This window comes from Arboricoccus pini (genome assembly GCF_900187945.1).
Taxonomy (GTDB): domain Bacteria; phylum Pseudomonadota; class Alphaproteobacteria; order Geminicoccales; family Geminicoccaceae; genus Arboricoccus; species Arboricoccus pini.
In genome coordinates this window covers 1-21,268 of sequence record NZ_FYEH01000002.1, presented here as the reverse complement: position 1 = coordinate 21,268, position 21,268 = coordinate 1, and the positions used below count along the sequence as shown (strand labels likewise).

Annotated in this window: 18 protein-coding genes; 2 read left to right on the top strand and 16 right to left on the bottom strand. The window is 63.3% G+C overall.

The features are described from left to right. The first annotated feature begins 7 nt into the window (after positions 1-7). Positions 8-601 carry a DUF1190 domain-containing protein gene (locus CFB17_RS02885; protein WP_088559912.1) on the top strand — a complete coding sequence of 198 codons (594 nt, stop codon included), beginning with the start codon at positions 8-10 and terminating at the stop codon, positions 599-601. Between the two features lie 81 nt (positions 602-682). On the opposite strand, the gene CFB17_RS02880 is transcribed toward CFB17_RS02885, so the two are convergent. The 14 genes from CFB17_RS02880 to CFB17_RS02815 all read right to left on the bottom strand — a co-directional run bounded on the left by CFB17_RS02880 (position 683) and on the right by CFB17_RS02815 (position 18,687). Beyond that, positions 683-1,390, bottom strand: a complete 708-nt coding sequence (locus tag CFB17_RS02880; protein WP_088559911.1) for a calcium-binding protein — start codon at positions 1,388-1,390, stop codon at positions 683-685. A 633-nt stretch (positions 1,391-2,023) separates the two neighbouring features. Next, positions 2,024-2,932, bottom strand: coding sequence for a hypothetical protein (locus CFB17_RS02875; protein WP_088559910.1), 909 nt, complete (start codon positions 2,930-2,932; stop codon positions 2,024-2,026). Position 2,933: 1 nt separating this feature from the next. Next, complete coding sequence (locus CFB17_RS02870) at positions 2,934-3,893, bottom strand: diacylglycerol kinase family protein (RefSeq protein ID WP_165769391.1); 960 nt, start codon at positions 3,891-3,893, stop codon at positions 2,934-2,936. Positions 3,894-3,930: 37 nt separating this feature from the next. After that, complete coding sequence (locus CFB17_RS02865) at positions 3,931-5,136, bottom strand: LptF/LptG family permease (protein WP_165769390.1); 1,206 nt, start codon at positions 5,134-5,136, stop codon at positions 3,931-3,933. Next, the gene (locus CFB17_RS02860; protein ID WP_088559907.1) at positions 5,133-6,341 is read right to left on the bottom strand and encodes an LptF/LptG family permease; all 1,209 of its coding nucleotides are present in this window, start codon (positions 6,339-6,341) and stop codon (positions 5,133-5,135) included. Before CFB17_RS02860 ends, CFB17_RS02865 begins: the two co-directional genes overlap by 4 nt. A 157-nt stretch (positions 6,342-6,498) precedes the next feature. Continuing rightward, positions 6,499-7,467, bottom strand: coding sequence for a metallophosphoesterase family protein (locus CFB17_RS02855; protein WP_088559906.1), 969 nt, complete (start codon positions 7,465-7,467; stop codon positions 6,499-6,501). Then, a complete protein-coding gene (locus CFB17_RS02850; RefSeq protein ID WP_088560215.1) occupies positions 7,460-8,251 on the bottom strand; it encodes a nucleotidyltransferase family protein in 792 nt (263 codons plus the stop codon). The genes CFB17_RS02855 and CFB17_RS02850 overlap by 8 nt, the downstream gene beginning before the upstream one ends. A gap of 5 nt (positions 8,252-8,256) precedes the next feature. Next, positions 8,257-9,396, bottom strand: a complete 1,140-nt coding sequence (locus tag CFB17_RS02845) for an N-acetyltransferase (RefSeq protein ID WP_088559905.1) — start codon at positions 9,394-9,396, stop codon at positions 8,257-8,259. After that, positions 9,393-10,172: a sterol desaturase family protein gene (locus CFB17_RS02840; protein ID WP_207761913.1), complete on the bottom strand. Its 780-nt coding sequence runs from the start codon at positions 10,170-10,172 to the stop codon at positions 9,393-9,395. The genes CFB17_RS02845 and CFB17_RS02840 overlap by 4 nt, the downstream gene beginning before the upstream one ends. Positions 10,173-10,329: 157 nt before the next feature. Further along, on the bottom strand, positions 10,330-13,854 hold the full coding sequence (gene metH, locus CFB17_RS02835; RefSeq protein ID WP_407642372.1) for a methionine synthase: 3,525 nt from the start codon (positions 13,852-13,854) through the stop codon (positions 10,330-10,332). Positions 13,855-13,938: 84 nt separating this feature from the next. Further along, a complete protein-coding gene (locus tag CFB17_RS02830; RefSeq protein WP_088559903.1) occupies positions 13,939-14,835 on the bottom strand; it encodes a methylenetetrahydrofolate reductase in 897 nt (298 codons plus the stop codon). Next, on the bottom strand, positions 14,832-15,818 hold the full coding sequence (locus CFB17_RS02825) for an ArsR/SmtB family transcription factor (RefSeq protein ID WP_088559902.1): 987 nt from the start codon (positions 15,816-15,818) through the stop codon (positions 14,832-14,834). The genes CFB17_RS02830 and CFB17_RS02825 overlap by 4 nt, the downstream gene beginning before the upstream one ends. Positions 15,819-15,985: 167 nt before the next feature. Further along, entirely contained in the window at positions 15,986-16,258 is a 273-nt protein-coding gene (locus tag CFB17_RS02820) for a hypothetical protein (protein WP_088559901.1), read from the bottom strand. 149 nt (positions 16,259-16,407) lie between these two features. Further along, entirely contained in the window at positions 16,408-18,687 is a 2,280-nt protein-coding gene (locus tag CFB17_RS02815) for an NADP-dependent malic enzyme (RefSeq protein WP_088559900.1), read from the bottom strand. 215 nt (positions 18,688-18,902) lie between these two features. Here CFB17_RS02815 and CFB17_RS02810 point away from each other — a divergent pair, with 215 nt between their 5' ends. After that, the gene (locus tag CFB17_RS02810) at positions 18,903-20,066 is read left to right on the top strand and encodes an NAD(P)/FAD-dependent oxidoreductase (RefSeq protein WP_243389694.1); all 1,164 of its coding nucleotides are present in this window, start codon (positions 18,903-18,905) and stop codon (positions 20,064-20,066) included. A gap of 75 nt (positions 20,067-20,141) precedes the next feature. Here CFB17_RS02810 and CFB17_RS02805 read toward each other — a convergent pair whose 3' ends face one another. Further along, positions 20,142-20,771 carry a MarC family protein gene (locus CFB17_RS02805; RefSeq protein WP_088559898.1) on the bottom strand — a complete coding sequence of 210 codons (630 nt, stop codon included), beginning with the start codon at positions 20,769-20,771 and terminating at the stop codon, positions 20,142-20,144. A gap of 134 nt (positions 20,772-20,905) precedes the next feature. After that, a partial coding sequence (locus CFB17_RS19080; protein WP_165769389.1) for a hypothetical protein occupies positions 20,906-21,268 on the bottom strand: 363 nt, incomplete at its 5' end.

Below are 21,268 nucleotides of genomic sequence, written 5' to 3'. Positions count from 1 at the left end.
GGCCGGCATGAAGCGCTCGACCGCCATCACCTTGACCCTAATGGCCGCGGCCGGCGGGGCCCTGGCCATCTACAACTCGCGTGCCGACCAACAGGCTGAAGGCAATTATTATCCCTCGGTAGAGGCCTGCAAAGCCGAGGGCAAGGTCGATCCCGATGACTGCCAGAAGGCCTTCGACGAGGCAAAGGCGCAAAACGACGAACAAGCCCCTCGCTTCGACGAACAGTCGACATGCGAGGCTCAGTTCGGCGTCAACGCCTGCTATCGTCGGGAAGAAGGCGGCTCCAGCTTCTTTGTCCCCTTCCTGACCGGATTTCTCGTCAGCAACCTTGTCAATCAAGTGACCGGCGGCAGCGGTTATTGGGGCCGCCCCGGCGGCTATCACTACGCCCGCCCCATTTATCGCAGCGTACAAAACGGCGACCTCTATACCGGTTCGGGATCGCCGCTCAGCACCCTAGGCGGCTCCACCGTCCGCGCCCCCGCGCGCGACGTTTATCAAGCCCCCCCGCCCTCGCGAACCTCAGTCGTCAGCCGCGGTGGCTTCGGCTCGCGCAGCAGCTCTTGGAGTACCGGCAGCTTCAGATCCTGGGGCAGCTGATTCCGCTTAGCCTGCGCGCGACGGCCGCCGGGCTAGGCACGCCCTTTGGCCTCGCTGGTCGCCTCGGATCGCTTTGCGGAATCAGGCCGGCGTGCCGTAATGGTTAAGAACGACCTCATGAAGCTCGCCCGCCTTGTCCTGTAGGAACAGATGCAGGTTATTGCCTTCCTGAACGGTGGGATCATAGGCGATCACGCCGTCGGCATAGGCCTTGTCCAGCGTTGCAACGACGTTGTCCAGCGAGGCCTGGCTCCCGATACCATTGCCCAGATGCAGCGACTGGGTGAGATCCTGGCCGTTCAGCACGAAGCCGTCCAGCTGCAGCTTGTCGCCCTGGTCAAAATGCAGATCGGTGATGGTCTGCTTTTGCACGATCTCAATGCCATCGTGGACCGCGCCGCCGATATCCGATGACTCGCGACCACGGATGATGAAGCGATCGGCTCCGGCGCCACCGGTCAGGGTGTCGATGCCCTGATTGCCGATCAGCGTGTCGTCGCCCGCACCGCCGAAGAGGACATCGTTGCCCTTGCCACCGTAAAGCGTGTCCTGCCCGTCATTGCCGTGGAGATTGTCGTTGCCATCGGCGCCAATGACGAGGTCGATACCTTTGCCGCCTTCGAGGAAATCATTGCCGGTATCGCCAAAGAGCAGATCATTGCCTCCCGCGCCGCGTAAATGGTCATCACCCAGTTTGCCGATCTGAACATCGTCGAACTGTGTAACCGGCGGCGTTCCCTGCTCGTAAACAGTCAGGTCGTCACCTAGCGTACCAACATAGTCGGCCATGTGGTCTCTCCATGTATGTGATGCCGTTATCGCCCACGAAGGTTCTCCAGTATTAGTGGATAGGTCAACTTGGTTTTTCTTCGTGGGAAAAAGCGATTTGTCTTATGATCACAACCATAAGTATAAGTTTTTCCTAAGTAATTCGAATATGAATTTATCCATATAAAATAATTATTGCCGGTTAAGCGTGATGTATTATATTTAAATCGAATTAGAGGCGATGTTCGAAACCTACGCGTGCCGTCCATCTGCCCGTATATTCGGCGGCCCGCGCAATTATGAAGCGCCCAATCCTAGATTTCCGACCGGCGGCCAAGCTTGCTATTCTGTCATTCTGACGATTCTACGCAGCCTGCACCGCCCGTTCCTTGGCCCAAATAAGCCTTGCTTGGGGGGCGCAATCTGCATTTCGCGGTATCCAGATGTGACGCCGCCGCCATGAAGGAGGCGTGCCGGCGCGGTCCGGAGTCGAGACAGCGCCAAAATGCGGGCATTTTATCGGATGGCGTGCGCTTCGCGGCCGAATGGGCAGCGGGAAGGATGAGGCTCCAGCGGCGAGCGGCCATCCTTGCGTCAAAGCTGAACGGGGATCGTTAGAATCCCCAAAAGATCTGTTTATGCCCGTCAACGGGCCTAGTGGATGGCGCCCTTGCGCCAGAGACGCCAGAGGATCGTCGGCGTCGCCAGGATCGGGTGGCGCCGTTGCCAAGGGCGGAGATTGACCCGTTCGCCGGAATGACGCTCGATCTTCCAGGCCAGATAATCGGCACCGCCATCGAAGGTAAAGGCTGCCTTCATAAGGCGAGCGACTGACCAGAGCTTGCCCAGCCAGCGCCGACGTGCCCAGAGCCTGAGCGCGCGATCGCGCGCATCGAGGCCCGGTGCCGGCGGCAGGCAGGGTGCGATGATAGCCGCCACCTCGTCATAGCGGGCCTGGTCGGCAAGATAGACATCAAGCGCACGGCTCTGGCGCTCCGCCCTGAGCTCAGTCGCGTAGGTCAGGGCAAAGCCCTCAGTCCAGAGCGTGCGACTGTCGGGCTCACCTTCGATCACGGGCCGGATTTGCGTTGCCAGTGTCATCGGTGCGGCGATCAGCGCCTCACGCACCGCACGGCGTGCCTGCTCGTCACGCGTCCACGGCACGGCCACCGGCTGGCAGAAGCGCGCCCAGAAATAAGGATTGCTGGTACGCGGCGAGACGAGCCTTCTGAACTGCGTCTGGTCGACCAGGGCGTATTTCGCCCGCACTTTCGCCCCGTCCGCCATGGACGCCTCGATATAATAGACATTGGGTGGAATGAGCCGATTAAAGAAGCGGGCGATGGCGTTCTTATGGACCTGCCGATAGCCTTGGGTCAGGACATAGAGGTCGACCATGCGATCGCCAACCGCCTTGTCACGAAGCGCACTGCCATAGAACAGAATGGCCGTGGCCGATCGCGGGTAGAGCTCGCAAAGCGCGTCGACCAAAGCGGTGATCTCGGGCGGGACCGGTCGGTCCATCTCGGCCTCGACGATCGCGCGCATTTCGATCGCATACATCTTAGAACCGCACGAACGCGAGTTCGTCGGGCGCGCTCAGCGTCAGCGGCTGATGCATCGCCGCCTCGAAGAATTCGCCATCGATGGTGAACGTGCCGGTATAGTTTAGGCTCAGGCGGTCAGTACCCTGGCTGAAGAAACCCTGCGCCTCGCTCGGCCTGGCCGGCCAGCCGTAGAGGATACCTGCGGCATGGCGAATGAGCCTGGGCGGCGGATAGGCGATGCTGGTAAAGCGCAAGTCGCTGTCAGCGTCGTTCCAGAAGGGCCGCGATCTGAGCACAAGATGATCCAGCGTCGTGGCGAGCCAAAGCAGTTCGCGCCTCTGTCTTGTCTTGCCCTCGATCGTAACGCGCATCGGCTCGCCGTCCAGCGCGCCATGGGGTTTTCGGCCGATCGCCAGGCCGAAAAGCAACGAGATCAAGGTCACGAGATGCGACCACTCGCCCTTGAGGCCAGTCTTGTGGACCTTCCCGGTCGTCAGCCGAATGGCATCCATGATCCCCGCAAAGCCGGCGAACATGCCGTATACGGCCTCCTCCCGTCCGACCACGCCCTCAACCTTCAAAACCCGCCGATGCGTCGTGGTTTCTTCGATCCGCCCATGCGCGACCCGTTCGAGGAGCTCTCTGAGAGCCGCCGGGTTCCGACTCCTAAGACCACAATCACCCGCCGTCATGTTGGCCATGCCGCGCGGCAACACCGCCAGATGCGGCAAGGTCGCTGGTCTGAAGCGCCCAAGGAGCCTCGTCAACACGCCTTGGACCGTGCCATCGCCGCCATTCACGATCAAGAGAGAGGGTACAGCCGCCTGCACGACGGCAGCGATCTCGTCGAGATCCGTCCGCTCGTCGAAGAAGAGCTGGGTCACGGATGTATCCGCCGCGGCCACTTCCTTGAGCGCCTCAAGGCCTTTGCTGTTGCGCGTGCTGCGCGCGTTGTGGACGAGAATGACGGGCGTCATGTCAGCAGAGTGCCGCCTTGCATCCATCGGTTGCTGCTCATGAGCGCTCCGCCCGGTGCGAGCCGAACGGCATGGCAGCGCCGGTCTTGGTCGCGCCCTCGGCGTCGGCGACACGGAAGCGGCCGTGGAAATCGTCACCCCGCCGCTGCCGGCGTGGCAGTTCGAGCAGGCCCATCCAGCGAAGAAGGATCAAGGCAAGGACGGCCGGGACCGCCCAGGCCGAGAAGATCGGGCTGATGAGACCGACTTCGCCGAAGGCCAGAAGCGTGCCCGAGACGATCATCGAGAGAAAGCCGATCGCCAAGCCTTCGGTGAAGATGCGAAATACCATCGAGGTGCGGTTGAAACGGCGCACGATCGCCATGCCGATACCGACCATGAACATCATGGTGACGCCGGCGGCAAGGCGGCCATGCAGCCAGGTCCGCTGCGCCTCGACCGAGCCCAGGCCGTACCCGTTATGATTGACCGCGTCCCAGAGGTCGAGGAAGGAAAGTTCGCGGGGTGCCTTCGTCATCACCTCGACCTTGTCGAGCCTGACATTGATGGGCAGCGTCATTTGGGCGATCCGCGTCACCGGCTTGGCGGAGGCCGGCTGAAGCAGCACATCCTCGAGATGCCAGTCCGAACGGTTGGCACGCACCCGGGCGGCGCGCAGAACCTCCGTCGTCCGCCCTAGATTATCGCGCCGGAAAATGATGACATTGTTCATCTCCTTGCCGGGACGACTGGTGGCTGGGATACGCACAACGTTCTCGCCGTCGCGTACCCAGAGCCAGTCACTGGAAGGACCGGCGACGCGGCCGAAATCAGCCAGGCCCAGCGCATCCAGCGTCGGCGCGCTGGCCGGAATGGCCCAGTCGTCCAAGGCAAACTTGCCGGCGAAGAGCAAGAGGGCCACGGGCAGCATGCGAAGGACCAGACCCGCTCTGGAGACCCCTGAAGTCCAGATGATGACGAGCTCGCGGTGACGCAGGATGTCGTTGATGGTCACGAGGGCTGCTACCAGCGCCATCAGGGGCAGAAGATCGGTGATCAACGTCGGCAGCCGGATACCCGCATACCAGACCAGCGTTCGCCAGCCGACGCTGTCGCCCATGCCCTCGATGGCAGCGGCCCGGCGAAGAACGCGAGAGCCTGTCTCGAGCAGGTCGAAAAGGCTGGCGAAACCCGCAACCGTAACCAGGATGATCACGAAGCGCAGGAGGAACTTGCGGTTCAGGTAATAGGTCAGCCGACTCAAGGGGACGCCTCCCGGCTGGCCGGCAGCAGCCGCCTTATGGCAGCGAGCGCGCCGTCTAGGAGCCGGTCCAGCCAGTTGGAGCCACCGCCCGACGGTACGCGGACCGATTTTCGCCAGGTCAGGTAGATGCCCAGGATCAGGAAGGCGAAGAACGGCAACCAGAGTCCGACGGCCACGCTGACTTTGTTATTATCGGCCATCGACTTGCCGAATTCGGTCAGCTGGTTGAAAGCCAGAAGGAGAATGATGCCAAGAATGAAGCCGTAGGAACGCTGTGCCCTGCGTCGGCCGATGGCAAGCGGCGTGGCGATGAGCGGCAGGATCAGAGTCGAGGCGATCCGCACGAGACGGATATGCAACTCTGCCGTGATCTCCCAGGGCATGATGCCCTCGGCCGGATTGGGTTTGGCGTCGACAAGCTCGGGCAGCGTGTATTCACGCTCGTCCATGCCCCGCGGCCTGAACGACGTGTCGTTGCCTTGCAGGTCGGTGCTGAAATTGCGAAAGCGCAGCACCGTTGGCGCCGCACCGTTCGCCGTATCGTTGATGAAGCCGGAAGGCAGGAGCTGCTGCAGGCCATTTTGCAATTGCAGCGTCACAGGCTTGTCCATGGAGGCCGGCACGACCTGTCCCTTCTCGGCCGTGATGACCATGAGGTCGCCATTCTCGCGTAGATTGGCGAGGAACACGCCGGTGAAGCTGTTATGATCGGGGGCCAGCGTGTCCACGGTATAAGTCGTGTCCTGCAGCGTGACGAAATCGTTTTCGCGCAGGAGGGCCTGGAAGGAGACGTTGGAAAGCGCATAGACCGCAGCGCGGTAGGCGTAGCGACTATAGGGCTGGAGATAGCCCTGCACGCCGATATTAATGACCATCAGGACGAGCGAGATCAGCATGAGAGGCCGCTGCAGGCGCCAGAAGCCCGCACCTGCCCCCAGCATCGCGTCGAACTCGCCGTCGCGGGAGAGACGACTGAACGTCATGAGAATGGCGATGAAAAGCGCGGCCGGCAGGGCCAAGCCGATATAATGCGGGATCAGGTAGCTCATCATCTCGAAGATGACGAGCAGGCTGCCACGCCAGCCGATGACGATGTCAACGACGCGCAGCATGCGCTCCGCCAGGAGCGCGAAAAGCGCGCTGCCTAGAATCGCCAGCATCGGCCGCAATAGCTCGGCCGCGATGTATCGGCTGAAAAGGCTCATGACCTCGCGCTTGCTCTTGGCGGCGGTTCTCGTCCTGGCAAACGCCAAGCCGGTGCCCGTTTGGGACCGCTACCATTAGGGCCGATCACTAGAGGCCGCTCGCGCTGCGTGCAAGGCACCGCCGTGTGCCAGGCGATGATGATGTTACAAGCATGGCTCAGGCCACCTTGCTAAGGTCGACCGGCAAATCCGCCGCCGTGCGCTCGAAGTTTGCCTTGAAGGCACTGCCGACGGTCCAGTCATCGACATTGAGACGACGATAATCGGCACTAAGGCGATAGGGCGCATTGGCGCCTCTGGCACCCTTGGCCTGCTGCAGCTCGAAGAGGAGGTAGCCGCCACCGCCCTTGCCGGGACCGCCGGCCACCGAGGCCGACGGGCTGCAAAAGACGGGCACATCGCCCCTCGGACCGGGTAGCGTGCCCATCATCAAGATATGTTCGTGACCGCAAAGGATGAGCTCCGCGCCGCGCCGCTGGATGATGGCGCGAAAGGCAGCGCCGTCGCGCAGCCGCTTGCGCTTGCGGCTCCAGGCGTCGATCGGCGGGTGATGGATGAGGACGATCCGCAGGCCATCCTCGGGCTTGAGCCTGGCCAGGGTTTCGTCCAGGGCCAGGAGTTGGGAATCGCCAAGCGCACCCGCCGCCTCCCGCCAGCCGGTCGGAATAGCGCTGGAAAGGCCGATGATGGCCGCACCCTTGATGCGCTTGACGAAGGGATAGGGCTGGACGCGCTCCTTCTCGTCGCCTGCCATGAAAGCGCGCCACAGCTTCCAGTTATTCTCGGCCGCCCCCTTCACATAGGCATCGTGATTGCCGGGAATGACGGTCATGTTGTCGGGCGTGCCGACACCTTCCAGCCAACGGGCGGCGGCCTCGAATTCCTTGCGCAGCGAGATGTTGACGAGGTCGCCCGTCAGCAGCTTGTGATCGACCTCCTGCTCGGCCACGTCCTCGACGATGCGCTCCAGGATGTCAGCCCGATGGCGGAAGCGCCGCCCCCGCATCCAGGACATGTAGCCTAGGATTCGCTTACTGAAGAGATCGGTGATCTTCACCTCTGGCAGCGGCCCCATATGGAGGTCCGTGAGATGCGCCAGCCGGCAGACGGTTTCGTAGTTAGGCATGCGCCCGCTCGCGCAAGATCTTCTCGACCAGGAGGAGGTCCTCCAGCTTGTCGACGTCGATGGCGGCCTCGGCCACCGGGAGGCTGACCGGGGCTAGCCTGGCGCCCACGACCGAGGATGCCCGGCCGAACGCCGCATCAAGGCTGAGCCGTCCAGTGAGATAAGCCACGAGATGACGAAGTCCAAAGAGCCTGGCGATGCGCCAGGGGCGCTTGCGCTCTTCCTCCACCCGCCGCCAGAAGAGCACCGCATTTGCAGCTTTCGGCGTCTGGAGGGCAAAGAGGTTGGCGCCCGAGAAGCGCCCGTCCTTGAATTTCCAATATGTGCGCTTGTTGCCGGGAAAACGCGCCAGGATCGCTTGCGCCGGCGTCAGGCCGGCCGCGACGTCGGCGCCGCTCGTCCTGGCATCACCGAGAAAGCGCTCGACCAATTCCGGCGTCAGCAAGGGGTGATCGGCCGTTGTTACCAGCACGGGCCAGCTTCCCAGCCGCTCCAGGGCCGCGGCGACGCTGCGGCTGGGCGAAGTTTCAGCCGACACGGTGATGAGGCGGCCCGCCTCGGCCAACGCTCCAAGTTCGGGCGAGACGTCGAGGAGGCTCGCGTCGCCCACAAGCACGATGCGGCCGATCGAGCTCGATCCAGCGAGGGAGCGGACGACGCGGAGCAGCATCGGCACGTCCAAGATCGGGATCAGGCACTTGAAGGCGACGCCTCGCGCCGCAGCCAAAGGATCGCCCGCCTTGCGACTGCCTGCGAGGAGGATGGCATCGTAGGTGCTGGCCATGGCTGTCAAGCCAAGGCCTTCTCATAGATCCGATAGGTCTTGTAGGGCACACCCCCCACCAGCACGATCAAATCGTTCATCGCCCGGTTGCTCTCGAGAATCCATGAGAGCTCGGCCCATTCGACGCCCCGGCCCTTGTGATAATCCTTGACCGCACCGATGACGCCCAGCGCCAGGGCGGCACCCTTGGCGGTATGCTGATAGGCCTGACGCACCCCCATGAGCGGCATCCGGCTGCTCTTGACCCCCTTCACCTTGAGCCGCCAGAGCAACTTGGCCCAGCCGAACGGCAGGAGGTGACCCTTGAGGTCGAAGGCCGCCTCGTTGACGTTGGGGATCGTCACGACCATGGCTGCGGGCACACCGTCGATCTCGCCGATCGCGAAATGTCGGGCATCGACCAGCATCTTGATCGACTTGGCTAGATAGGCCGCTTCATCCTCGCCGAAGGGAATGAAGCCCCAGTTATTCGCCCAGGCATCGTTGAAAATGTCGCAGACGAGGCGGATCTCCTCATCGAAGCGCTTCATGTCCAAGGGACGGATATGCAGTGTCTCGAGCTTGGCACTTCGATCGATGATGCGCTGGGCAGCCGCCGGCCAGGGTGCCTGAACGTTGAAGTGATAGGCCAGGAGATCCTGCACCTTTTGGTAGCCCTGCCCCTCGACCAGCTTTGGATACCAGGCACGGCCGTGGCCCATCATCATCATGGGCGGCGTTTCCAACCCTTTAACCAGCAGGCCGACTTCGTCATTGATTGTCGGGTTGAACGGTCCCTTTACACGCCGCATCCCCTTGGCGCGCAGCCAGTCCTCAGCAACCTTCAGGAGCGCGGCCGCCGCTTCGGGGTCGTCCATGCACTCGAAGAAGCCGAACTGGCCGGTGGAATCCTGATAGCGCTCAAGATGGCGGGCATTGATCTGGGCGGAGATTCGGCCGACCGGACGACCATCGCGATGCGCCAGCCAGTAGGCAATCTCGATGCCTTTGAGAAAGGGATTCTTCTTCGCGTCCAGATGTTCCATGCGCTCGAAGACGAGCGGATGGACATAAGTGGGATCGTCCTCGTAGACGAGATCGGGTGCCGTCACGAACCGGCGGATGCCAGCCTTGTCCGTGATTGGCTCAAGCGTGAGCGTGCTCAAGGAGCGGTACGCTCGTTCCCGCGCCCGGTCCGGCGCCGTTCCAGTTCAGCCTCGCTGGCCGACAGCTCCGCCACCCAGGGATAACGTTCGCGCTCCTCCGCCGTATAGCCGAGATTGAAGGTGGTGGGACTGCGCGGCACGTCGCGCTGAGATTCGTAGATCGTCCCCAAAATCCTGTCCCAGAGATTGGAGGTGATCCCGAAATTGCCCTGCTCGCTGTGGAAATGATGCGCCAGATGCCGCTTCTTGATCGAGCGCAGGAAGTTGTTCTTAGGCGTGTATGGCAGATGCTGCATGCAGTGAATGAATTCGTAAAACGTGAAGGCGATCATGGCAGCGGCGATCGCGGCGAAGGCGCCCGAGAGGCCGGCCAGGAGCCAGCCGATCGGAAACGAAATGCCGATTAAAGCCGGCAGCGTGGTGTAGAGTGCACCGAACAGCACGGACATGTCGTGTGGGTTTTGATGATGATCGTAGTGAATGCGTTTCCAGACGGGTGCTGTCATCTCGGTCTTGTACATGAAGCGTGCGTGCAGGACGAAGCGGTGCAGCACATACTCGGCGAACGGATAGACGATGGCGGTCGCGACGAGCCCCACCACCGGCTGCCACCAGCTCAAAAGGAAACGGTACGAGAGGAGAATGGAGACGACCGCCAGCACGATGTAGACGAGGATCGCGTAGTGCGTGAAGAACGCACGCACGAGTTCCTTCAGGCTCATCTTGTCGAGGCGGTAGTTCCGGTCACCGCCAAAGCCCCAGGTACCCAGCATCATTTACTCGCATGCGATCACGACTGACGAGGACCACGCCTGCTGCCATTCGAACCGGCGCCGCCGCGGGCATGTCTCAATGCCCTCGAATCTAGACATGCCCTATCCCGGAGACAAGGTGTGCCGCCGGCTGACGGGTCTGCCGCCGGCGGCAAGCCTGCTAGACATTGAAATACTTGGCCTGCGGGTGATGAAGAACAATGGCGCTCGTACTCTGCTCCGGCCAAAGTTGATCCTCATCGCCCAGTTCGACGCCGACCCGATCGGCTCCCAAGAGACGCAGGAGCTGCTTTTGGTCGCCGACATTGGGGCAGGCGGGATAGCCGAAACTGTAGCGCGAGCCGCGATAGCCCTGCTTTAGAAGTTCGCGCATATCGCGCTCGTCCTGATGGCCAAATCCCAGTTCCGCGCGGATCTTGGCATGGACGTATTCGGCCATGGCCTCGGCCAGTTCCACGCCCAGGCCATGCAGCCTCACATAGTCCTGGTAGCGGTCAGCGGCGAACCATTCGCGCGCCACCTCGGAGGCATGCTGACCCACGGTGACGACCTGCATCGCCATGACGTCGCGGGTGGCATCGTCGATGTCGCGCAGGAAGTCGGCGATGCAGAGACCGCCCTCCTTCTTCTGCCTGGGCAGGCGGAAGCGGGCTACCTCGGTATTCCCATCCTCAGCAAAGAGGACGACGTCGTTGCCCTCGCCCGCCGCCTTCCAATAGCCGTAGGCAGCCTTCGGAAAGAAAATCTGCTCTTGCTCGGCCTCCTTAACCAAATTGTTAAGTATCGGCCTTAACTCCTTGGATGCCCAGTCTAAAAAGGCATCGAGTTTTCGGCCCTGCTTCTCGTAGCCCCAGTGAAACTGGTAGAGCATGTTCTCGTTCAGATAGGGCAAGAGCGCGCGCACCGGTACATTGTCGATGATTTTGCCGCCCCAGAAAGGCGGCGTAGGCACGGCAACGTCGCCCACCAACTCGTTGCGCCGCAGGCGGATTTCCTCGATCTCGTCGATCTCGAGCGGGCGGATAGAACCGCCCTTGGCCTCCTCCTCCAGGGCCTCCAGCGTGCGGTGCTTCTTGCCGGGCTTGCTCCTGCCGGCATTCTTGGCGACGCGCTCGGCCACGTAGTCGCCGAATTTCTGCGTCACCACCTTGTCCATGAGCGAGAGGCCGTCGAAGGCGTCCCGAGCGTAGGCGACCGGCCCTTCGCCATAGGCCTTCCAGCAATCCTCCTCGACATAGGCGCGTGTCAGGGCCGCACCGCCCAAGAAGACCGGCGTGCTCAGGCCCAGGCGCTGCATCTCCTCGAGATTCTCGCGCATGATGACCGTCGATTTGACGAGCAGGCCCGACATGCCGATGGCGTTGGCCTTGTTCTCGTTCGCGGCCTCGATGATGGCCGTCAAAGGCTGCTTGATGCCGAGATTGACGACCTTGTAGCCGTTATTGGTCAAGATGATGTCGACGAGGTTCTTGCCGATATCGTGCACGTCGCCTTTGACCGTCGCCAGCACGATCGTGCCTTTCTCCTGGCCCTCGACCTTCTCCATGAAGGGCTCGAGCCAGGCCACGGCACGTTTCATCGTCTCGGCCGACTGCAGGACGAAGGGCAGCTGCATCTTTCCGGCACCGAACAGCTCGCCCACCACCTTCATGCCATCCAGCAGCAGCGTGTTGATGATCTCGAGCGGCGGGTAGGTCTGCATGGCGGCCTCGAGATCTGCCTCGAGTCCCTGCTTGTCGCCATCGACGATGCGCTGCTTGAGAACTTCCTCAATGGTGTCGGGGCGGCTCTTCTTGACCGATTCTGAGGCCTTTCTGTCCATGAAGAGGGCGATGAAGGCCTGAAGCGGATCATAACCCTCGGCCCGCCGGTCATAGATCAGGTCAAGCGCGATCTTGGCCTCGTTCTCCGGGATCTTGTGCAGTGGCACGATCTTCGAGGAATGGACGATGGCGCCCGTCAGGCCGCGCTTGATCGCCTCGTCAAGAAAGACCGAGTTCAGCACATGCCTTGCCGCGGCGTTGAGGCCGAAGCTGATATTGGAGAGGCCGAGAATGATCTGGATCTCCGGGAATTCCGCGGCGATCCGCTCGATCCCCTCCAGCGTCCAGAGGCCAAGCTTGCGGTCGTCTTCGTTGCCGGTGCAGATCGTAAAGGTCAGAGGATCGATCAGGAGGTCATGGCGCTTGAGGCCGAACCGGTCGCAGGCAAAGGCCACGAGTCGGCGCGCCACCCGAAGCTTGCTCTCGACGTCCTTGGCCATGCCGGTCTCGTCGATCGTAAGCGCGATGACCGCCTGGCCGAATTGCTTGGCGAGGCGCATGCGCTTCTCGGCCGGCTCCTCGCCATCCTCGAAATTGATCGAGTTCAAGATGCCCTTGCCGCCATAGAGGCGCAGCGAGGCCTCGAGCACATTGAGCTCGGTCGAATCGAAGACGATCGGCGCGTCGACCGAACCGCGCATGCGGCTGATGACATTGGTCATGTCGCTGACCTCGTCACGACCGACGAAGGCCGTGCAGACGTCCAGCGCGTTGGAGCCTTCGCGCACCTGCTCGCGGCCCATGGCGACGCAGGAATCCCATTCGTCGGCCGCCTGGAGCTCGCGAAATTTCTTGGAGCCATTCGCGTTGCAGCGCTCGCCGATGGAAAGATAACTGCTTTCCTGGCGCAGGCTGACGGCGCTGAAGAGCGAGGCCAGTTGCGGCTGGAGGCTTACATTACGGGCCTTGGGCGCGGGCCTGAAGCCGTCCGGCGCGTTGCGGCGCAACATGGCATCGACCGCCGCGATGTGACGGTGGTCGGTGCCGCAGCAGCCGCCGACGAAGTTGATTCCGTCCTCATTGAGGAAGCGCTCCAGCCAGAGCGCCATCTCGTCGGGACCGAGCGGGTAGTAGGTCTGGCCCTCGCGCAGTTCGGGCAGGCCGGCGTTGGGCAGGACGGAAATCAGACCCGGCCAGTTCTGCGAGACGTAGCGCAGATGCTCGGCCATCTCCTTGGGACCAGTCGCGCAATTCATCCCCAGCACCGGGACATCCAGGGCATCGATGATCGTCGTGGCGGCGGCGATGTCTGTGCCGACCAGCATGGTGCCCGTCGTCTCGATGGTCACCTGCGCCATGATCGGGACGGCACGACCGATCTTTGCAAAGGCGCGCCGGCTGCCATTGACGGCCGCCTTGATCTGCAAGGGATCCTGGCAGGTCTCGATCAGGATGGCATCGACGCCGCCCTCGATGAGGCCGGTCGCCTGCACCTCGTAACCATCCTCCAAGGTCTGGTAGGCAACGTGTCCCAGCGAGACCAGGCGCGTGCCGGGGCCGATGGAGCCGACGACGAAGCGCGTGCGTCCATCCTTGGGCATGGCCTCGATCGCCTCGCGCGCCAGCTCGGCTGCAAGCTTGTTGATCTCGACCGCGCGGTCCTGCAGGCCGAATTCGCCAAGCGTCAAGGGCGCGCCGCCGAAGGTGTTGGTCTCGATGGCGTCCGCCCCTGCCTTGAGATAGGCGGTATGGATCTCACGCACGAGGTCGGGGCGGCTGAGGTTCAAGATTTCCGAGCAGTTCTCCTGGTCCCAGAAATCCTTGAGCGTCAGGTCGCGGGCCTGGATCTGCGAGCCCATGCCGCCGTCGAACAGCACGATGCGCTGACGGGCGTAGTCGAGGAAATCGGTCATGGGTGGCATCCAACAGCAGTGAAATGAACCGAGGGCGTCAGGTACGCGCTGCGAGCGGCCAGGCGCGTGGGTCGGCGGAGATGGGTAAGGGTCTTAGGCCGCCTGAGGCATTCGGCTGGAGGCACGCAGCAGATGGACGAGCGCCATCGGCAACTCGGCACGATTGAGCGCGTAGACATGGTGGCGGGTCAGCCCCTCGGCGGCGAGGCGGCGGCATTGCTCCGTCGCTACAGTGGCCGCCACCATGCCGTGCACCGGGCTCGCCTCGTCGACGCCCTCGAACATCGCCTCGAGCCAATCGGGGATACCGGCACCGCATGCTGCGCTGAATCTTTTGATCTGCCTGAAATTATGGATCGGCATGATACCCGGGACGAATTCGACCGTGACGCCGTCCTTCACCAGCCGGTCGCGAAAGCGGAGAATCTTGTCCGTCTCGAAGCAATATTGAGTGATCAGACGATCGGCCCCCGCCTCGATTTTGCGCAGCAGATAACGATAGTCGCTATCGGCGTCCGGAGCCTCGGGATGGGTCTCGGGATAGCAACCGACGCTGACATCGAAGGGAGCGATCGCCTTCAGGCCGGCCACGAGGTCATTGGCATAGGCATAGCCATCCGGCCGCGGCTGGTAATGCAAGGCTCCCTTGGGCTTGTCGCCGCGCAGGGCCACGATGCGGCGCACGCCCTGCTCCCAATAGCGCCGGACCAGTGCGTCGATCGCCTCGCGACTGGCATAGGCGCAGGTCAAATGCGCGGCGACCGGGATGGCATAGCGGCTGGCCGTCTCCGTCGCCAGTTGGAACGTGCCGTCCTCGCCGCTGCCGCCGGCGCCGCAGGTCACCGAGATGAAGCGCGGCCCGGCGGCGGCGAAGAGTTCGAGATTGGCCATCAGCCGCTCCCGCGCCTCCGCTGTCTTGGGCGGAAAGATCTCGATCGATAGCTCGACCGGGGGCAGATCGGCTGATGCCGTCGTGGCGTCGCGGCTCATGCGGCCTCTCGCGTCAAAAGTTCGGCAGATGTGTCGTCCTGACGGGCGCGACCGAGCCTAGCCTGCCAGATGACAACGGTAAGGCGATCGCCCTCGAAACGCAGCGGCTCTTCTTCGATGAAGCCCAGTTCGCTGAACCAGGCTGACATCTCCTCGGGCGAGAAGCCGAGGCGGCGGTGGCGCTTTTCCTCGCGCAACCACTCCTCGTCGTGTTGCAAAAGATCGCAGACGATAATCCGGCCATCCTGCTTGAGCACACGGCGCGCCTCGGTAAGCACGGCCAACGGGTCGTCGGCGAAATGGAGGACCTGATGGAGGATCGCCGCCTCGAAGGACTGGTCCTGCAGCGGCAATTGATACATGTCGCCGTGCCGCACCTGGCAATGGCGGGTCTCGCGCCGGTCGAGATGGGCGCGGGCAACCTTGAGCATGTCGTGGCTGGAATCGATGCCGAGGCCGCTGCCGATATGGCGCGAGAGTACGCGGAGGATGCGCCCCGTACCCGTGCCGATGTCGACGAGCGCCGCGGGGCGGATTTCCTGCGCCAGCTGGGTCAGCGCCTGTTCGATCAGGCCGCCGTCCACGGCGAGGTCGCGCTCGCTGTCCCAGCCATCGGCGCGGTCGTCGAAATATCGCTCGGCCGCGGCACGGCGCGCGTCCCGCGCCGTCGCCAGGCGCTGCCGATCGAGCAAAAGCTGCGGATCGTCGTCCGGGAGATGACGGCTCAAGGCCTTGGCGAGCCGGCTGCCGGGGCCGCTATGCGCCCGACGATAAAAGACCCAACTGCCCTCGCGGAAGCGCTCGAGCAGTCCGGCCTCGGCCAGCAGCTTGAGGTGGCGCGAGATGCGCGGCTGGCTTTGACCCAGAATCTGGACCAGTTCGCTCACCGTCCACTCGCCATGCGCGCAGATCGCCAGCAGCCGCAGCCGCGAAGGATCGGCGGCGGCCTTCATGCCAATCAGAAACGTGTCGAGCGGAGTCATCAAGCGATTGCATCTTACCCGGTGGGGCCAAGAGGGCGAGCGGCCGGGTCGAGATCTCGTGCGGCTTGCAGCACGAGAGGTAGGGCATCGCTCGCCGCCATGGCGGCGGATGCATATGTAGATGTCTTTATATGCTTGTCAACGCCGGCACCGCTGGAGCCGCGGATCTAGGCCCGGCTGTTCAAGAGCGTATCGGGAGTCTCGGGCAAGGCGTTGGCACCAAAGAGCCAGCTTACCAACAGATCGTCGACGGCAGCCTGGGTCGGAGCGGGATAGAGTTTCAAGGCGGCGACCGCCGCGTCCAGAAGATCCGGGCTATTGTCGATAAAGGCGCGCTCGAAGCGCCGGAAAATGAGCGAATCGCGCCCAAGTATCTCGCCCAGGCCTCGACGAAGGTTCTCCAGGCTCACGAGACGCACGTCTTCGGGCGGGTTCGACATCGGCTTCTTCCAGTTTTGTCCTGGCTAACAAGTGGTTCAACTGGCCGCCGACGTCGAGTGGTAATCGATACTTAACCCTTTCATGTCATAGTGAAATACGCGTTAACCCTTTTCTTTTACGCTTACGAGATTTTGGTGCTGGCCGGCTATCAACGCGCCTGCATGCCGGAAATCGCATCCACGCAGGCAATCGTGCTCATATTGATGATGCCGCGCGAGGAGACGGAGGGCGTTACCACGTGCGCTGGAAAAGCGGGACCAACGAGGATCGGGCCGACGGAGACCGCACCCGTCACGCTTTTTACCAGATTATAGGCGATATTGGCTGCATCCAAAGACGGCATCATCAAAAGATTGGCCGCTCCCTTGAACTTCGCCTCGGGCATCAGCCGGTCGCGAACGACCTGGCTCATCGCCGCGTCCGCCTGCATCTCGCCGTCGACCTCAAGTTCCGGCGCCAATTTATGCAGCGTCGCCAGGGCGTCCCGCATCTTGCCGGCCGAGGGCCTGTCGCTCGAGCCGAAATTGCTGTGGCTGACCAGCGCCACGCGGGGCTCGATGCCGAACCGACGAATAACCTCGGCCGCACGAAGCGTCGTCGCCGCGATCTCCTCGGCCGAGGGCTCGTAGCCAACATTGGTGTCGGCGACGAAAAGCGGGCCGGAATCCAGCACCAGGGCCTGGATGGTCGAGCATTGCCGGCAATCGTCTTTCAGGCCCAGCATCGAGGTCAAGTGGCGGACATGGCTTTCGAACGAGCCAACAGGGCCGGCCAGCATCGCATCCGCCTCGCCGCGCGCCACCATGATGGCGGCGATCACCGTCCGGCGCGTGCGTACCACTTCCTTGGCGGATTCGGGCGTTACGCCGCGACGGCACATGCGCTCGTAATAGAAGGCCACATAATCGTTGAAGCGCGGATCGCTGTTGGGATTGCAAAGTTCATAATCCGTGCCCTGCTGCAATCGCAGGCCCAGGCGCTGGATGCGCATCTCGACGACCTCGGGCCGGCCGATCAGGATCGGCCGCACCAGCTTGTCGTCGACCAGCGCCTGCACGGCGCGCAGCACGCGCTCCTCCTCGCCATCGGAATAGACCAGACGCTGAGGCTGCTGCCTTGCCGCCTCGACGACCGGCTTCATGATCAGGCTCGAGCGCACCACGCGCTCGTCCAGCGTGCTGCGATAAGCCTCGAGATCGGCGATCGGGCGGGTCGCCACGCCGCTCTCCATGGCGGCCTTCGCCACGGCCACCGGCACTTCGACCAGGAGGCGGGGATCGAAGGGCTTCGGAATCACGTATTCGGGCCCGAAGGTGAAGCTCTCCACGCCATAGGCCGTAGCCACCGACTCAGGTGTCGTCTTGCGCGCCAGACCTGCGATCGCCTCGACGCAGGCCTGCTTCATTTCCTCGTTGATGGTCGTGGCCCCGACGTCCAGGGCCCCCCTGAAGATGAATGGAAAGCAAAGGACATTGTTGACCTGATTTGGAAAATCGCTGCGGCCCGTCGCGATGATCGCATCCGGCCTCGCACCCCGCGCGATCGCGGGCGGGATTTCGGGCGTTGGATTGGCCAGCGCCAGGATCAAGGGATTGGGCGCCATCGACATCGCCATCTCGGCCGTCAGCACGTTGGGCGCCGAGAGCCCGAGGAAAATGTCGGCGCCTTCGATCGCCTCGGCCAGCGTGCGATGCGGCGTGTCGACCGCATAACGCTCCTTGTAGGGATCCATGAGTTCGTTGCGGCCCTTGTAGACAACTCCCTTGATGTCGGTGGCGATGATGTTTTCGGGCTTGAGTCCCATCGTCACCAAGAGATCCAACGTGGCAAGGGCGGCTGCCCCCGCCCCCGAGGTAACGAGTCTCACCTCCGCCAGCTTCTTGCCGCCGATGTGCAAGGCATTCACAACCGCCGCCGAGACGATGATCGCCGTGCCGTGCTGGTCGTCGTGAAAGACTGGAATCTTCATCCGCGCCCGAAGCGCTCGCTCCACCTCGAAGCATTCGGGCGCCTTGATGTCCTCGAGGTTGATCGCCCCGAAGGTCGGCTCCAATGCCGCCACGATCTCGATCAGCTTTTCGGGATCGCGCTCCTCGACCTCGATGTCGAAAGCATCAATGCCCGCGAATTTTTTAAAGAGGACCGCTTTGCCCTCCATGACCGGCTTCGATGCCAGTGCCCCGATGGCACCCAGCCCCAAAACCGCCGTGCCGTTGCTGACCACCCCCACGAGGTTCGATCGCGATGTCACCTCGGCCGCCATCGCCGGATCGGCCTCGATCACCTTGCAGGCAGCAGCCACGCCCGGGCTATAGGCCAGCGACAGATCACGCTGCGTCGCCAGCGGCTTGGTTGCCACCACCTCGAGCTTGCCGGGCTTGGGCAGCCGGTGATAATCAATCGCATCCTGCGAGAGCCGATCTTCCAACGTATTCAGCCTTCTTCTGCGTGATGTCGGCCCCAGGGCCTGCGCGCGTCAACCTAGCGCTTGCGCCCGCGCCCTGTCGACGCACCCCCTGCCGCTTTTCCGCCAGTCGGGAACCCGGCGAACCGCCAGCCGTCGCTTGGCCGATCTTCGCTGGACGCCCGACGCACCCGGGCATAAACCCGGCCGACAGCATCAGGCCCGGACGGAGCATCACCTTGAAGAGCGCAGCCAGCAACGGCAGGATCCTCGTCGTCGGCGCCGGCATCGCCGGCCTCTCCACCGCCTGGGCGCTTACCCGCCAGGGCTACGCCGTGGAAATATTCGACCAGGGCCCCATCCCCAATCCCCGCTCCTCCTCCCACGACGAGCACCGCATCACCCGCCACGCCTACGGCACCCAGGAAGGCTATGCCTACATGATGCCCCAGGCCTTCAGGGCCTACGAGGCCATGTGGCGGGACATCGGCGCCAACCACCATCTGCCCACGTCCGCCTGCTACCTCGTGCGCGGCGAGCAGCCCTGGTACGACGGGGTCCGTCTCACCCTCTCCACGATGGATGTCGGCTTTCGCGAGCTCGACACCGCCGCGATCCATGCACGCCTGCCCATGGTCCGGCTGGACGAGGACACCCGCGTCGTCGAAACAGACAAAGCCGGCATCCTCTACCCCATTCGCATCCTCACCGACCTCGTCGTCAGGCTGGCCAAGGACGGCGCCATCTTCCACGCCGACACCAAGGTCTCCGCCATCGACCCCGAGAAAGGCACGCTCACGGCCGATGGAAAGACCCATGCCGGCGATGCGATCGTCATCTGTGCCGGCGCCTGGGTCTCCCGCCTCGTGCCCAGCCTTGCCCGCACCGTCACACCCTCACGCCAGTGCATCCTCTATCTGGCCCCGCCCCGGGATCTGGCCGAAGCCTGGTCGCAGGCCCCCGTCATCGCCGATGTCGGCCCCCAGATCACCTACTGCCTGCCGCCCCGCGGCAATGCCCGGCTCAAGATCGGCGACCACCATTTCTCCCGCCAGGGCGATCCCGATGGCGACCGCATCGCCCGCCAGGACGAGATCGACGCCGTGATCGCCTGCGGCCGCCAGACGTTCAAGGATTTCGATTCCTATACCATCCTCGAACGCAAGATCTGCTTCTACACCGTCACGGACGACGAACATTTCGTCGTCGAGCCCCTGGGCGCCAAAGGCTGGGTCTCAAGCCCCTGCTCCGGCCATGGCTTCAAGCTCGGCGCGCTCATAGGCGCCGGCCTCGCCAGTGCCATCGCCGGCCACGTCACCAGCACCGAGCTATCCGCTTGGGCTGCCGGCCGCCTGCCCTACGACACCAGCAGCGCCCTCTTCGAGCGTATGCGCATAGCATGACGCGCTGGCGCAGCGCTTGAGTGATTTTTCGCCGCCAACCCGCTTCGCACTGCCTGAGCGGGCGCGGAAGCGGGATCAAGGCGGATAGATGGAGGTGATTCCGGTCACCACGATCTGGACCGCCAACGCCGCCACGATGATACCGAGGACGCGACTGAGCGTGTTGATCACCGTCCGGCCCAGAACCCGCTGTACCGGCGCCGATGCCCGCAACATCAAGAAGGTCAAAAGCAACGTCGTGGCCACGGCACCAATCACCGCTGCCTGACCGCGCCAACTACTCCCATACTGCTCCATGAGCAGTACCACCGAGGCAATGGCCCCCGGTCCCGATATCAAGGGCACCGCCAGCGGAAACGCCGCAAGATCAAGACTGTCCTCGTCCGAGCGCGCCGCCCGGTCCGCGACACCCTCCTTGCGGGCACCGCGCTTCTCGAACAACATCTCAAACGCGATCGTGAACAAAAGCAGCCCGCCCGCGATCCGAAACGCCGGCGTGCCAATGCCCAGGGTCGCCAGCAGCCTCTCGCCGCCATAGGCAAAAACTAACAGCACCACGAAACTGATCAACGGCCCGCGTAGCGCGATCCGCCGCGCCAGACCATCGTCCAGCCCCTGCGTCAGCGCGATAAAAATAGGCACCAGCGCCACCGGGTCCACAATCACGACCAATACAACGAACGACGCCCAAAACGCCTCGAACATCGAGCCCTCTTTCGGCGATGAAAGAGCATGATGGCGGAAGAGGCCTCCGGCGGCCAGGGGCCGAAAGGCCCCTGGACCCGGGTCGGGGTGGGGTTGTCGGTCGCGGGTGAGGATCGAGTCTTACCCGGCCACCATCACGAGGGCGGGCCGGTCCCATAGCGGCCGATCTTCCTCGCACCCTGCAAGCGTATCGCCGCCTGCATGCTCTCGGCCGGCCGCTCGTGCCAGTACCGCGCCACACCCCGCGCCACCGCCTCCAGGCGAAGCGAGGGCAGCGCGTTCTGACCAAGGCCCGTACCCATCCGCTCGGCCTCGGACGCCAGCTTGTCCGCCAGCCGGTTCAGCTCAGCCCGATTGTCCCGCGCCACCCGGCGCAGATCGGCCAGGGCCAGCGCTTCCGCCTCCTCCTGGTGCTCGGGTATCGCCGCGCAATGGCTCCAGTCGCCCGGCGGCTGGCGCGGCTCGGCCGGCGGTGCGGCCTCGCGACGCTCGGGCCT